We start from the raw sequence: 14,615 nt of genomic DNA, 5'->3' as shown, positions 1-14,615 counted from the left end.
TTAAAGATAAAAAAGCTAATTTAATTAGCTTTTATTAATTATTTTTACTGTTATGACAGCATTCTTCTTCATTTTCATGGTTATGACAACATTCATGATCACCATGACCTTGACCATGACAGCACTCATGATCTTTTTCATCATGATGATGACAACCATTACCGCCATGACAACATTCATGATTGTTTTGTTGCTCTCCCATAAAACTTTGGAATACTTCTTCTACTAATTCCCATTCTTCAGGGGTTTCAATTGGGAACAATTGTCCAGTTTCATCATAAATTGATGCATAAACACTAGGTTCATCTAAAGATGCATCATAGTATAAAACATATTGCTTATTTAATTCATCGTTATTAAAAGTAAATAAGACTTCAAATTCTTTTTCATTTCCTTGGTCATCAATAACCTGGATTTTATTTGCTTCCATTAATATTCCTTTCTATTTACTGTCTAAGTATCCTTGTAATATTGCTACTGCTGCCATTTTATCAATTACTTTTTTTCTTTTATTGCGTGAAACATCAGCAAAAATCAATTGATTTTCAGCTGCTTTAGTAGTTAATCGTTCATCTACTAAAACAACATTTATTCCTGGAACTTCTTTTTCTAACATTTCTTTAAATTTAATAGAAATCTGAGCTCTTATTCCTAGATCACCATTCATATGTTTAGGAAGCCCAAGAACAACTGTTTCAATATCATTTTCCTTAATGATCTTAGCAACATATTTACAAGCAGCATGATAATCGTTTTCTTTAAAACGATACGTTTCTACACCATGAGCAATCATTCCTAATAGATCACTCATGGCAATACCGCAGGTTTTAGAACCTAAATCTAAACCTAAAATTCTTTTCATTCTATTTCTCCAAATATGATTTGACTAATTCTTCAATAATTTCATCACGTTCAATTTGTTGGATAATATTTCGAGCATTCTTATGACTAGAAATATAAGCAGGATCATTAGAGATTAAATACCCAGCAATTTGATGTACTGCGTTATAACCTCTTTCATTTAACGCTTCTATTACTGTTTTTAGATTTTGACGAATCATTTCACGTCGCATATCTTCAGAACTGAATACTTTTGTTTTTGTTAAATCTTGCATAATATTGCCCCCCTTAAGGCTTAGCCTATAACATCATTTTACACCAAATATTAGTAAATTAAAAGAAGTTTTTAAGCTCAGTCTTAATCATAGCGATTTTATCATTTACTGGACAACCACCTTGAGCAAAATCAGGTTTTCCACCACCGCGTCCATCAACGACAGCATTTATTTTCTTAACGATATCTCCTGCTTTAAATCCTTTAGCAACATAATCTTTAGTTACCCCAACAAAATATGAACATTTACCTTCAAATTGAGAAACTAAAATTACAATTCCTTCATCTAATTTATCTCTAAAATCAAATGTTAATTGTTTAGCTTTAGCACTATCAATTTTTTCTTCTACTAATAATACTTTAACACCATTAATATCTTGAACATCGTTAACTTTATTAGCAGCATTTAAAGCATTCAATTTACTATTTAAATTTTCAATTTCTTTTTTATCAGCAGCTAATTCTTTTGATAAAGCTGTTACTTTGTTGACAACTTCTTTACGATTTTTGATTTTTAAAACATCACTAATTGTATCAACAACTTCTTTTTCATGAACAAGAGCTTGATATGCTTTTTTACCAGTAACTGCTTCAATACGGCGAACACCACTACCAACACTTTCTTCAGCTTCGATTTTAAATAGACCAATTTTAGCACTATTGCTTACATGGCAGCCACCGCATAACTCTTTTGAAAAATCACCAATTGTTACGACACGTACTGTATCACCATATTTTTCATCAAATAGAGCCATTGCACCATTTTCTAATGCTTTTTCTTTGCTCATGAAATCAATGCTTACATCAATACCATCAAAGATAACATCGTTTACAGTTGCTTCAATTTCTTTAATTTGATCATTTGTAATTTTTTCAAAATGAGTAAAGTCAAATCTTAAACGTTGATCATCGACATAAGAACCAGCCTGGTTAATATGACTACCAAGAACTTGTTTTAAAGCAGCTTGTAATAAATGGGTTGCACTATGGTTGGCAATAATTTTATTACGTTTTTCTTTATCAACATCTAAAGTTAAAATATCTCCTAAAGTAATAGATCCTTTTTTCAATTTCACAAAATGTAAATGTTGTTGATTTGGTGCTTTTAAAACATTTTCTACTTCTGCTAAGCAGTTTTCATTATAGATAGTTCCGGTATCAGCACATTGACCACCCATTTCAGCATAGAAAGTTGTTGTATCAAAAACAATTTCACCATAATCATCAATTCGATCTACTTTGACTCCGTCTTTAAACAATCCAATAACTACGCTGTTAATATTAGCTGGATTATATTCAAATGTTGAAGGTAAATCAAAAGACATTAAATCAGGTTTTTGACTAGTCATACTTTCACCTTCACTACGAGCCCCACGAGATCTTTCTTGCTGGATCTTTAATTCTTCTTTAAATCCTTCTTCATCAACTTTTAAATTTGATTCACTAGCAATTTCTAAAGTTAACTCAAATGGGAATCCATAAGTATCATATAACTTAAATGCTTCTTTACCACTAATTACACCTGTTGTATTTTTAGTGATAATACTATTTAATAATTTTTCACCGTTAGATAATGTTTTATGGAAAGCTTCTTCTTCTTTACGAACTAGATCACTAATATAATCTACTTTTTCTGGTAAATAATCATAGAATTCTTTCATAATATCACTAACAGTGCTTACTAAATTGTACATAAATGCTTGTTCAATACCGATTTGTTTACCATATCTAACCGCACGTCTTAAAATTCTTCTTAAAACATAACCACGACCAGCGTTATCAAATAATGCTCCATCAGCTAAAGCAAATGTTACTGTTCTAATATGATCGGCAATAACACGGTATGCCATTTTGTTTTCTTGATAACTTACTGATGCAATTTTTTCTACTTGATGGATAATCGGTAAGAAGAAATCAGTATCAAAATTAGTTTCTCCATTTTGGAAGATACTTGTAATTCTTTCTAATCCCATTCCAGTATCAATATTTTTTTGTGGTAATTCTTTATATTCTTCACGTTTTAATCCTTCTTGAGAATTATATTGTGAAAATACTAGATTCCAGATTTCGACATAACGATCATTTTCTAACTCTTCAAAAAATAATTTTGTTCCTAAACCTTCAGGATCATATTTTTCACCACGATCATAAAAGATTTCTGAATCTGGTCCACATGGCCCTTCACCGATTTCCCAGAAGTTTCCAGGTGTTTTTAAAATGTGGTCTTTAGCAACTCCAATTTCATTAACCCAATAATCATAAGCTTCATCATCATGATCATGAACAGTAATATAAAGTTTTTCTTTATCAAAAGCAAACCATTTTTCATCAGTTAGTAATTCCCAAGCATATTCAATAGCTTCTTTTTTAAAATAATCACCGATTGAAAAGTTACCTAACATTTCAAAAAATGTATGATGTCTAGCAGTTTTCCCTACATTTTCAATATCATTAGTTCTAATTGATTTTTGAGCGTTTGTAATTCTTGGATTTTCTGGTTTGATTGTTCCATCAAAGTATTTTTTAATAGCCGCAACACCAGCATTAATCCATAATAAAGTTGGATCATCATTAGGAATTAATGAATGACTTGGCTCAACTTTATGGCCTTTACTTTCAAAAAAATCCAAAAACATTTTTCTTACTTCATTTCCAGTTAATTGTTTCATCCTATTCTCCTTTACTTCTACAAAATAAAAAGTCGTCCCTATCTAGGAACGACTAAATCGCGGTACCATCCTAGTTCATGAAAACTCATGCCCTTAATTAGCTGATAACGTAGCTTACACGGTAAATTTTAATTACTCTCCAAAGTAGCTTTCCTATACGATACTAAGTATTTTCACCAGCCATACTCTCTCTAAAAAGCTATCAAATATAGTACTCTTCTTTTTCAACGATTTACCAAATTATAAACTATCTATATTTATTTTTCAAGACTATAAATTTACATCTTTTCTTTTAAGTTACACATCATATTTTCAACACAGTCACATTCACTAAGCAAAATCATTAATGATGCCACCGACATTCCTAACAACAGTTTATTTCTTGCTATCATAAAAACTCACCTCAATCTAGTTTGTCTTTATTCAAGAAAATCATACACACTTATTGTTTCTTCTTTTTCAAAACGTTGAATCAAACTCGTTTTACGGCGAAAATCCTGGTAATTATTTAAACCATACATAAACGCTTTAAAACTACCCAAAATAAAAAGAGATTGTTTACTACGGGTTATTGCAGTATATAATAAATTTCGCTTTAACATCACATAATAATCTGATAATACTGCCATAATGACAATTTTAAATTCATTCCCTTGTGATTTATGAATCGACATACAATAAGCATGAGTAATAGTATTAAAATCATTACTAGTATATTCAATAATATTACCATCAAAATCAACAACAAGTGTATCTTGTAGATATTCAAAATTGTCTTTTAAACAAATATCAATTAATGTTCCAATATCACCATTAAATACTTCATCATCAGGCCGATTTTTTAGTTGTAATATTTTATCACCAATTCTAAACTCTTTACGACCAACACGATAAATCAAAGTTTCATCATCACATGGATTAAAAACATCCTGCAATGCATCATTTAAAGCATCAATTCCTGCGACACCTTGATACATTGGAACTAATACTTGAATATCGTTATAATCATAACCTTCATCAATGGCTTTTTGAACAATTTTCTTTACGTTTTTTACGACATCATAGTTTGGACAAGAAAAGAAATTTATATCCGGATATTGTTCAAATAATGAAGCAGTATCATCAATTTGTTCATTAATAATATGATGAGCTAATTGAATAATTCCCGATTCTTTTGTTTGTCTAAAAATTTCATCAAGTTCGATCGTTTTTATTCCTGCTGCAATTAAATCATGTAAAACATTACCAGGAGCAACAGATGGCAACTGATGATAGTCGCCAATAAAAAGAATTTTACGAATTCTTTTTCCGGCTAAAAAAATACGGTGCAGCAATAAACAATCAACCATTGAAAACTCGTCAATAACTAAAACTTCAATATCTAAAGGATTTTTTTCATTCATTGCAAATGTATTGCTATGAAGATCCCATTTCAATAAACGATGAATCGTACAAGCACTTATTCCAGTTAATTCATTTAAACGTTTTGCTGCTCTTCCAGTTGGAGCAACTAAACCAATTTTATCTTCAGGAAATAATGTTTTATAAATTTTTAATAACGCTTGAACAATTGTAGTTTTACCAGTTCCTGGTCCCCCAGTTAAAATCATACATGAAGATTTTAAGAAATAATTAATTGCTTCTTTTTGCTTACTAGCATATTCAATTCCTTGTTTTTGTTCATAATTTTTTAGTAAGCGTGCTACTTCAGCTTCATCTACTATTTCTTCGGGCTGATTAATTAAGTTTTTTAAAAAAGAGGCAATATTTTTTTCTGCTTCATACATTTCATAATAATAATAGCGTTCTTCTTCTAAAACAACTAGACCTTCATCAATTAATTCATTTAAATACTCATCAAAAACAGTTTCTTCAATGTTATAAATAATTTTTGTAAACATTGTTTTAATTTCATCTAATAAACAATAGGTACTACCAGTATTAAAACCATATTGTTTTATACTATAGATGATTCCTGCTTTGATTCGATTAGGAGCATCTAAACTGCCTCCAGTTTTAATAGCTAATTCATCAGCTGTTTTAAACCCAATTCCATCAATATCTTCAATTAACTGATAAGGATTATTTTGTAAGACATCTAACGTTTTATCTTGATAAAACGCTTGAATTAAACCGAGATTTTTCAAACTAATGCCATGACCCATAAAAAAGCGCATTACTTCCTGATCATAATCTCCGCTAGTTAAAGTCTCATATATTATTTCTCGCCGTTTTTCAGTCATTCCTCTTACAATATCTAAACTATGTTTATCGGTTTTAATTTTATCAATACAATCTTCACCTAAGGTATTAACAATTTCTGTTGCTAAAGTTTTTCCAATTCCTTTAAATAGGGGGCTAGAAAGATATTTAATTAATTCATCATCTTCTTTAGCATAAATAATTCGATATTGCTCTAGTTTAAACTGTTTTCCATATTTAGGATGAATAACATAATCACCAGTAAATTCATATTTATCATAGTCATTAAAATTATTCATATAGCCAGTCATAGTAATTAGTTTATCTTCTTGCTCAACTTCAATTAAAGCAACAAGATAATTAGAAGATTCGCTATAAAAGCGAATCTTCTTAATATATCCAGTATAAATAATCATTATAAATATTCGATTGGTTTACCATCTTTATAAACCGTTTCGATGGTTCCACCACCTAAACAAACATCACCATCATAAAATACTGCTGCCTGTCCAGGAGTTACTGCTTTGACTGGCTGGTCAAAAGTTAAATAAACTGTATTTTCGTCAACGAATTCCAAACTAATTGGGTTATCTTTTTGTCGATATCTAAATTTTGCATTACATGATATTTTACCAGCTGGCTTTTTAGAAGCGATCCAGTTGACATCACTAATTAAAGCACCGGTTGAATATAACCATTCTTTTTGATCACCTTGACAAACATATAAAACATTTTTGTCATAATCTTTACCAACAACAAACCAGGCAGCACCTGGTCCACCAATTCCTAATCCTTTGCGTTGACCAATTGTATAGTACATAATTCCTGAATGTTGTCCAATTACTTTATTAGTTTCAATATCTACCATATTCCCTGGCTGTGCTGGAATATAATTTTGTAAAAATTCTTTAAAATCACGTTCACCGATAAAACAGATACCAGTACTATCTTTTTTATCAGCTACTGGTAAGTTTAATTCATGAGCAATTTTACGAACTTCACTTTTATCAATATCTCCTAATGGAAATAAAGAATTTTGTAATTGTTTTTGATTTAATTGACATAAAAAATATGTTTGATCTTTATTATGATCAACACCTTTTAACATGATTGAATCTTGTCCTTCTTGATGAACTACTCTTGCATAATGACCAGTAGCAATATAATCTGCTGATAATGTTTTTGCATAATCTAAAAAAGCTTTAAATTTAATATGCTTATTACATAAAATATCTGGATTTGGAGTTCTTCCTTTTCGATATTCATCTAAAAAATATGTAAAAACATGATCCCAATATTCCTTAATAAAATCAACTCGTTTGATTGGAATATCTAAACACTTAGCTACTGCTTTTGCATCATTATAATCTTTTTCCTGAGGACAAATATCATCATCATTAGTTGGATTACCTAAAATATCGTTATTTAATTGACTATCCCAGTTACGCATAAAAACCGCAATAACTTCATATCCTTGTTTTTTTAATAAATAAGCAGCAACTGCCGAATCAACACCGCCACTTAATCCTAATACTACTCTCTTTGACATTTTCGTCACCTCACCCGACTATAATAACATTATTTAATATAAAAAACCATATAATTTAAAAAAAGAAAGGATGATTTCCTTTCTTTTTATCCTAATCTTGACATTGGTAACATGGCTGCTCCAATAGCACCACAATCTTCTAATTCTGTTTTTAATAGTGGGATATGTCCACGCATACCAACATGGATCTTAGAGTTAAATTGTTCTTCTAAGCTATCTAAGAAATATTCACGTGATTTCATAACTCCACCACCAATTACAAAGCAATGTGGATCAACTGTATGAGCAATATTAGCAAACATTGTTGCAAGTTGAGAAACGCATTCATCAACAATACTTTTAGCTTTTAAATTACCTTCAGCAGCTAATCTAAAAACATCACCAGCATGATTTACAACATCATCACCTAATATTTCTTTACCTTTTCTAGTAATTGCAGTACCGCTTGCTTCACCTTCAACAGCACCTGGATTTAAACCACCAAATTTATAACCATTATTTTTTACGATGATATTTCCGATTTCACCAGCATGTCCACGACCACCAGAAACTAATTTACCATCAACAATAAACGCTCCACCAATTCCTGTTGAGATTGTAACATAATAACATGTTGGATAATTTTTACCAGCTCCTAAAAGCGCTTCAGCTAATCCAGCAACGTTAGCATCATTATCAATAAATACTGGTAAATTAAAACGATCTGCTAATTTATCACAAATAGGATAATTTTCAAATCCTGGTAAATTTGTAGCCATGATCATTGTCCCATTAACTGTATCAACTGGTCCTGGAACACCGATTCCAATACCACTAACACCTTCAAGACCACCACAAACTGAAGTATCTAAGCTTTCAATTTGGCGAATAATTTTAGCACAAACGTAATCTGGTCCATTTTCTCTTTCTGTATTATCTTTTACTTCACTATATGTTGCACCTTTTTCATCAACTAGTAAAGTACGTACGTTTGTTCCACCTAAATCAATTCCAATGTAATATTTCATATCTATCCTCCTAATGTACTACAAATAATTATACAATAAAGGTTAGATATTTTAAAGATATCTAGAACAAAGTTTTAACTATTTTTTCAAACTGTTTTGGTACGTTACAAACTATTTCTTTATCTTGAAGATATTTTAATGTTCCGATTGTTTTAACAAATTTTATTTTATATGCATGTAATAGCTGGTTATTTAAACCAAATGTATTTTTTATTGTTTTATTCAATTTAAAATCACCGTATTTGCGATCACCGATTATTGGATGATCAATACTAGCTAAATGTACTCTGATTTGATGCATTCGCCCTGTAACTAAGGTAACTTCAACTAAACTAAAATCATTTTTACTTTTAATTGGTTTAACAAGGGTTTCCATTGTTAAAGCACCTGGATAGTCTTTATTTACTAACTTAACTTGTGATTTATCTTCAAGTTTTACCATATACCCTTTTAAATGTCTTGGCGTTGATAAATTTCCCTTACAGATAGTTAAATAGCTTTTTTCAATACAATGCCGTAGTTTAATCATTTCATTTAGATCTTGAAGTGCTGCAAGAGTTTTTCCAAAAATTACGATCCCGCTTGTATTACGATCCAAACGATGAACTGGTCCAGGCATAAAAGTATTTTCACGACTTAAATCAAGTTCGTTTTTAGAAGCTAAATAACTTAATACTTGATTTGTTAGGGTATTAATACTTTCATTAGCATCTTCATGTACTAATAATCCAGCTGGCTTATCAACTATTAAAATGTTTTTATCCTCATATAACACTTTGAAAGTCTTTTCAACTTCATAAATGCTTTTTTCAGCCGTGAATTCTTTAAACTTATCTTCATATAAAAACATTTCTAGAATATCACCATCAGCTAATATATACTTTTCATTTACTCGTTTGCCATTTACTTTAATGTCTTTTTTTCTAAACATTTTATAAATAAAATTACTTGGCGCATTAACTAATAGCTTCTTTAAATATTTATCAATACGCTGATTAGCATCATTTTTTGTTATTACTAATTTTTTCAATTCCATCACCAATATCCATTATAACAAAACCTTATCCAATTACCTAATACTTTTAAAATGTAACCCTTTACATTTAATTGAACTAGTGCTATAATCTAATTGTTAAGTGAAGACATTCGCTTTACATACCCCCTATTATCACCCTTACGTGAAATAATAGAAAAAAGTATGCACCCCCGCATACTTTTTTTGTTATAATCTAAATGAGGTGATTTATATGGAAAAAAAGCTTTCTAGCGAGCTAATTTATCAAGGTAAGATAATCAACGTATATAAAGATAAAGTTGAATGTGAAAACGGGAATATTGCAACAAGAGAAGTTGTTAGACATCATGGTGGTGTTGGTGTCTTAGCAGTAGTTGATGATCAAATCCTGCTTGTAAAACAATACCGTTATCCTAATGCTACTGATACGTTAGAAATACCAGCAGGAAAACTTGAATTAAATGAAGATACTGGTATTTGTGCATTAAGAGAATTAGAAGAAGAAACAGGTTATAGCGCTAAAGGAATTGAATTAATCGCAAAATTCTTACCAACACCTGGTTATAGCGATGAATGGCTTTATGTATATGAAGCTAAAGATGTATTTAAAGTTGAAAATCCTTTAGACTGCGATGAAGATGAGGTTATTGAATTAATACGTTTAGATATCGATACAGCATATCAAAAAGTGGTAAGTGGTGAAATTTTTGATTCTAAAACAATGATTGCTATTATGCACGCATATATTAATAAACATCATAAGTAAAAAACGATTTTAAGTCATCTTAAAATCGTTTTTAAATCTAGGTATAAAATAAAAAATTCTGTTAAACAGAATCTAATAATGGCGGTCTGGACGGGACTCGAACCCGCGACCTCCGCCGTGACAGGGCGGCATTCTAACCAACTGAACTACCAGACCAATATTTTAATGGCGGAGACAGAGGGATTTGAACCCTCGCGCCAGTTTCCCGACCTACACCCTTAGCAGGGGCGCCTCTTCAGCCTCTTGAGTATGTCTCCGTCGTCTGCTTGTTTATAATAGCATATATATATTTTCTTTGCAATACCTTTTTTGAATTTTTTTATCTCTAAAATATAAGTGATTATATTTTTATTCGATTATTTCACTGTTTTTTATAAAAAAGCTTTTTTTACATTTTTTATCAAACTTTAACAATAAATCTATATTTTATTTTAAAATATTATTTTAATATTTACATTATTCTTCCTGATTATAACATTCAAATACATTATTAATGATATTTAGACTTATTCAAATTACCAACTTCTAGCTTAATAACTTTTTTAAAATACTCTATAGTATTATCTATCATCAGCTTTTAAATTTCCCGGTACAAAAAATATGTAGCTTTTATCTTCTAATTTAATATCTTCATAAATAATTCTACAATGTACTTTTTCATGATTGTATTAAAAATATAATATTGACTAGTTCAACTCTATTTTATATTAAATAAGATAATAATCACTTAAGTAGAAAACTGAACAATAATTATCAATTCATATACAATATATTATCTATAAATATTCATAAATTACACCATATATAAATTACATTTAAATTAATTTACATATTTTTTCTTAACAAATCCGTATTTCATATTCTTACGTTTTTACAACTCTTACATAAATCTCCTATTAATTATTTTAAGAAGATGTCGATTACTTCCTTGTAAAAAATACCGATATGACAATACATACCGGCATTTTATATAACTATTTTAATATTCTTTTTTTATATTACGAATAGCTAAACAAATACATCCTAACATTGCAATAGCCAACATTCCATATGCAACTAATTCACTATCATCACCTGTAGCTACTGAATTAGCTTTTTTAATATCAGTATTAGTAACATTTTGTGAATTTTCACTTTTATCAGAGTCAGTTGGATTATTAGGATCTATAGGTATTACTGTGCTAGGTTTTTTTGCACCACATACTGTACAAATACCATCTTTATATTGATGTCCTGCACTTTCAATAACTGTACCTTTCTTTAAAACTTCGTTGCATCCTGTACATACCGTATCACCAGTATATCCATTTTCTGTACATGTTGCTTCTTTTTGATTAATTAACTGTGTTTTAATATGATTATTTGGATCAACTTCGCCGTATTGATTCCCACATTTTTCGCAAACAGCAAGTGTTGTACAAGTAGCTACTCCACCTTGATGTGGTAATTTTGAACCTTCATCTACAATTGTATCAGTTTCATCGCAGCGACTGCATTTTCCTATCATAGTACCATCATGTTCACAAGTTGCATCATTATTTGGTATATAATTTACAAAATCATGTCCTAGTTTTTCTATAGTTATCCTATCAGTAACAGCAGTGCATCCATCGTATAAACAATGTCTTGATTTTAATCCATCTTCTGTACATGTGGCTGGTCTATCTACACTGTAATCATCAGACCATAGATGTTTACCGTTAATTGTTTCTGTGTATGTATCATTACAATTGTTGCATGTATATGTAACTATTTTTCCACCACAAGGCAATTCAGATTCTACTCTATTTACTATTTTGTAATCATGACCAGTAGCTTCTATTACCATTCCTTCTACAACAATTTCTTTGCATTCATTACATATAGTATCACCAGTATAGCCTTCTTCGGTACATGTGGCTTCTTTTTGATTAATTAACTGCGTTTTAACATGATTATTCGGATTGACTTCACCATACTCCTGATCACAGCCTTCACAGATTGCTCGTTTTGTACAGGTAGCTTCCCCACCGTGATGTGACAACATAGAACCTTTATCTACGATAGTATCAGTTTTATCGCAACGATCGCATTTAGCTGTCTTAGTTCCATCACTTGTACAAGTCGCATTATTATCTGATACATAATTTGTGAAACTATGACCTAATGGATCAATTTCAACAACATCTGTTACTTCTGAACATCCATAAATACAATGTTTAGACTTAGAACCCGGTTCTGTACAAGTAGGTTTTTTATCAATCTCATATTCATTTTCCCAAATATGTCCTGAACCTTCTGTTTGTTTAAATGAATCTTCACAATATTTACATTTATATGTAACCAAATCTCCTCCACAAGGAAATTCCGATTCAACACGATTAATTACTTCATACTCATGTCCTGTTGCAGGCACTATTTCCTGTTTCTTGATAACTTCTTTGCAAACAGAACAGTGGGAACCTTCTGTTAAACCTGAAGCTGTACATGTTGGGGCTTTAGCTTCATCTACTACTATGGTATGTTCAGTTTTAGATATAAATTCAGTTTTTGTTGTACCACATGCAGTACAAGTATATGTCATAATACCTTGTTCACTACAAGATGGTTCTTTTGTAACTTGACCATCATCCCAGGTATGTTCGCTACATGCCAATACATTAATAGTATAATTAATTGTACATCCATAAACATTTGTGCTAAATGTTGTAACTCCAACTTTCAATCCTGTTATCTTACCGTTTGATATAGTTATAATATCACTATTAGTACTTAAATCAGGTACTACTGTAATAGGAATTCCATCAGGTCCAAACCATCCAATTGATACATTAGTTTCTATTCCTAACTTAACAGCAGGAATATCGACTGTTTTCCCAATTTCTACATCAATTTTTTGATTCAAACTTTTAACAATAGATTCAGGGTGATACATATCGGCAATTACAACAGGTACATGTCGCAAACCGTCATATACTGGTATTTCTGGAATATTAGATTTATACATTCCAAATTCTTGAACCCAGCATTTAACACCATTTACTTCGGCATACCCTATACCTATTGCATTGAATCCTTGATTCAACATGTTTCTTCGGTGTCCCTGACCATCATATAACTCGTTAGTTTCTTGCCATTGTTCAAAATAAACTTCCGCATTTCCATATGTTCCAATTGCTATATTTTCACCATATGAATTTACTCCTTCATATTCTGCAGTAAAACAAATTGTTCCATCTGGCCTAATATGATCATAGTTTAAAGCAATTTCTGCGGCACGTTGCATAGCAATCTGTTCTAAAGCATAATCATATGCAAGTGGCTGTAAAGTGTTATTTGAGCTTGTATTATAGTAAATTTTATTCTCGTTTTTTTCATCCCATATCCAAGCATCATCACCTGTCCTCCAGTCATTGATCATACCTAGCATTCTTCGTGCTTCAGACTGATTGTAATTGGCTTCTATATATAATTCTGTACTATCTGTATTTTGCGCCTTAACTGATAATGGTGTCATATACGCTAATACAGTAAAAGAAACCAGTAATGATAATAAAAATTTAATCTTTTTCATCTGTTCGCAAGTATAACCTTGCATTTCCCTCCCTTCTCAAAAATATTTTTTGAACAACAATTGTACTATACAATGTATAAACCCAACTATTAAAATAATATATATATCACAACTATTGCATATAAATATTATAACATTCATATCACAAATTTTATATATTTTATCGATATTTTTCTATATTTTTCCCATGATTTAACAATATTAATTGTGATAAATAACAATTAAAAACCTAGATCTAATAACAACGAGCCAATATTAGTAAATACAGATAGCAAATGGAATTATGTATGTCTGATGTTAGAATTGTATAACAGAGATTGTAGGATATGCAGCTGAAAAAAATAAAAATGCCAAACCAGTTGAAAAGGCACTTTATTCAATAAAATATGATTTAAGTAAGATAGATTTGTTTCATACTAACTATGCCGAATTCGGTATAGTAGTGATCGTGGAAGTGAATTTAAAAATGAAGAAATTGAAAAAGCATTAAAAACATTTAATATAACCAGATCACTAAGCACAAAAGGATGTCCGTATGATAAAGCGGTAGCTGAAGCAACATATAAAATTATAAAAACAGAATTTGCATTTAATAAAAGGTTTGATAGTTTAGAAGAGTTAGAACTGGAATTATTTGATTATGTAAACTGGTATAATAATATCAGGATACATGGTTCACTTGATTATAAAACACCTGTTGAATTTAGAATGTTCTCATAGAAATTGTCCAAAAAAGTGTT

The 14,615-nt window shown here is 30.3% G+C and carries 10 protein-coding genes, 2 tRNA genes, 1 pseudogene and 1 other annotated feature; of the genes and pseudogenes, 2 read left to right on the top strand and 11 right to left on the bottom strand.

From position 1 onward, the window contains the following. Positions 1-34 precede the first annotated feature (34 nt). The 8 genes from B5E92_RS00065 to B5E92_RS00030 all read right to left on the bottom strand — a co-directional run bounded on the left by B5E92_RS00065 (position 35) and on the right by B5E92_RS00030 (position 9,571). Entirely contained in the window at positions 35-430 is a 396-nt protein-coding gene (locus tag B5E92_RS00065; RefSeq protein ID WP_087298370.1) for a DUF1292 domain-containing protein, read from the bottom strand. 12 nt (positions 431-442) lie between these two features. Continuing rightward, positions 443-862 (bottom strand): Holliday junction resolvase RuvX, encoded by a 420-nt coding sequence (gene ruvX, locus B5E92_RS00060; RefSeq protein WP_087298369.1) that lies wholly within the window; start codon positions 860-862, stop codon positions 443-445. A gap of 1 nt (position 863) precedes the next feature. Continuing rightward, positions 864-1,115, bottom strand: coding sequence for an IreB family regulatory phosphoprotein (locus B5E92_RS00055; RefSeq protein ID WP_087298368.1), 252 nt, complete (start codon positions 1,113-1,115; stop codon positions 864-866). Positions 1,116-1,173: 58 nt separating this feature from the next. Then, a complete protein-coding gene (gene alaS / locus B5E92_RS00050; protein WP_087298367.1) occupies positions 1,174-3,783 on the bottom strand; it encodes an alanine--tRNA ligase in 2,610 nt (869 codons plus the stop codon). A 41-nt stretch (positions 3,784-3,824) separates the two neighbouring features. Then, positions 3,825-4,020: a binding site (T-box leader), on the bottom strand. A gap of 182 nt (positions 4,021-4,202) precedes the next feature. Next, on the bottom strand, positions 4,203-6,401 hold the full coding sequence (locus tag B5E92_RS00045; RefSeq protein WP_087298366.1) for an ATP-dependent RecD-like DNA helicase: 2,199 nt from the start codon (positions 6,399-6,401) through the stop codon (positions 4,203-4,205). After that, positions 6,401-7,534, bottom strand: a complete 1,134-nt coding sequence (mnmA, locus tag B5E92_RS00040; protein WP_087298365.1) for a tRNA 2-thiouridine(34) synthase MnmA — start codon at positions 7,532-7,534, stop codon at positions 6,401-6,403. The genes B5E92_RS00045 and mnmA overlap by 1 nt, the downstream gene beginning before the upstream one ends. Positions 7,535-7,620: 86 nt before the next feature. Further along, positions 7,621-8,541, bottom strand: a complete 921-nt coding sequence (locus B5E92_RS00035) for an ROK family protein (protein WP_087298364.1) — start codon at positions 8,539-8,541, stop codon at positions 7,621-7,623. A 61-nt stretch (positions 8,542-8,602) separates the two neighbouring features. Further along, the gene (locus B5E92_RS00030; protein WP_087298558.1) at positions 8,603-9,571 is read right to left on the bottom strand and encodes an RluA family pseudouridine synthase; all 969 of its coding nucleotides are present in this window, start codon (positions 9,569-9,571) and stop codon (positions 8,603-8,605) included. Between the two features lie 217 nt (positions 9,572-9,788). Here B5E92_RS00030 and B5E92_RS00025 point away from each other — a divergent pair, with 217 nt between their 5' ends. Continuing rightward, a complete protein-coding gene (locus B5E92_RS00025; protein WP_087298363.1) occupies positions 9,789-10,322 on the top strand; it encodes an NUDIX hydrolase in 534 nt (177 codons plus the stop codon). A gap of 79 nt (positions 10,323-10,401) precedes the next feature. Here the strand turns inward: B5E92_RS00025 and B5E92_RS00020 are convergent. The 3 genes from B5E92_RS00020 to B5E92_RS00010 all read right to left on the bottom strand — a co-directional run bounded on the left by B5E92_RS00020 (position 10,402) and on the right by B5E92_RS00010 (position 13,899). Continuing rightward, a tRNA-Asp gene (locus B5E92_RS00020) sits at positions 10,402-10,478 on the bottom strand. A gap of 10 nt (positions 10,479-10,488) precedes the next feature. Then, a tRNA-Ser gene (locus B5E92_RS00015) sits at positions 10,489-10,579 on the bottom strand. Positions 10,580-11,301: 722 nt separating this feature from the next. Beyond that, the gene (locus B5E92_RS00010; RefSeq protein ID WP_087298362.1) at positions 11,302-13,899 is read right to left on the bottom strand and encodes a CAP domain-containing protein; all 2,598 of its coding nucleotides are present in this window, start codon (positions 13,897-13,899) and stop codon (positions 11,302-11,304) included. A gap of 234 nt (positions 13,900-14,133) precedes the next feature. On the opposite strand from B5E92_RS00010, the pseudogene B5E92_RS00005 reads away from it, so the two are divergent. Continuing rightward, positions 14,134-14,595: pseudogene (locus B5E92_RS00005) on the top strand (transposase); the annotation flags it as partial. Positions 14,596-14,615 lie beyond the last annotated feature (20 nt).

This window comes from Erysipelatoclostridium sp. An15 (genome assembly GCF_002160675.1).
GTDB classification, from domain to species: Bacteria; Bacillota_I; Bacilli_A; order Erysipelotrichales; family Coprobacillaceae; genus Thomasclavelia; species Thomasclavelia merdavium.
This window is presented reverse-complemented; position numbering and strand designations above follow the sequence as displayed.

Coding starts and splice junctions, on each gene's coding strand:
- mnmA (WP_087298365.1), bottom strand. CDS start 7,534: ATGTCAAAGAGAGTAGTATTAGGATTAAGTGGCGGTGTTGATTCGGCA.
- alaS (WP_087298367.1), bottom strand. CDS start 3,783: ATGAAACAATTAACTGGAAATGAAGTAAGAAAAATGTTTTTGGATTTT.
- B5E92_RS00010 (WP_087298362.1), bottom strand. CDS start 13,899: ATGCAAGGTTATACTTGCGAACAGATGAAAAAGATTAAATTTTTATTA.
- B5E92_RS00055 (WP_087298368.1), bottom strand. CDS start 1,115: ATGCAAGATTTAACAAAAACAAAAGTATTCAGTTCTGAAGATATGCGA.
- B5E92_RS00065 (WP_087298370.1), bottom strand. CDS start 430: ATGGAAGCAAATAAAATCCAGGTTATTGATGACCAAGGAAATGAAAAA.
- ruvX (WP_087298369.1), bottom strand. CDS start 862: ATGAAAAGAATTTTAGGTTTAGATTTAGGTTCTAAAACCTGCGGTATT.
- B5E92_RS00025 (WP_087298363.1), top strand. CDS start 9,789: ATGGAAAAAAAGCTTTCTAGCGAGCTAATTTATCAAGGTAAGATAATC.
- B5E92_RS00045 (WP_087298366.1), bottom strand. CDS start 6,401: ATGATTATTTATACTGGATATATTAAGAAGATTCGCTTTTATAGCGAA.
- B5E92_RS00035 (WP_087298364.1), bottom strand. CDS start 8,541: ATGAAATATTACATTGGAATTGATTTAGGTGGAACAAACGTACGTACT.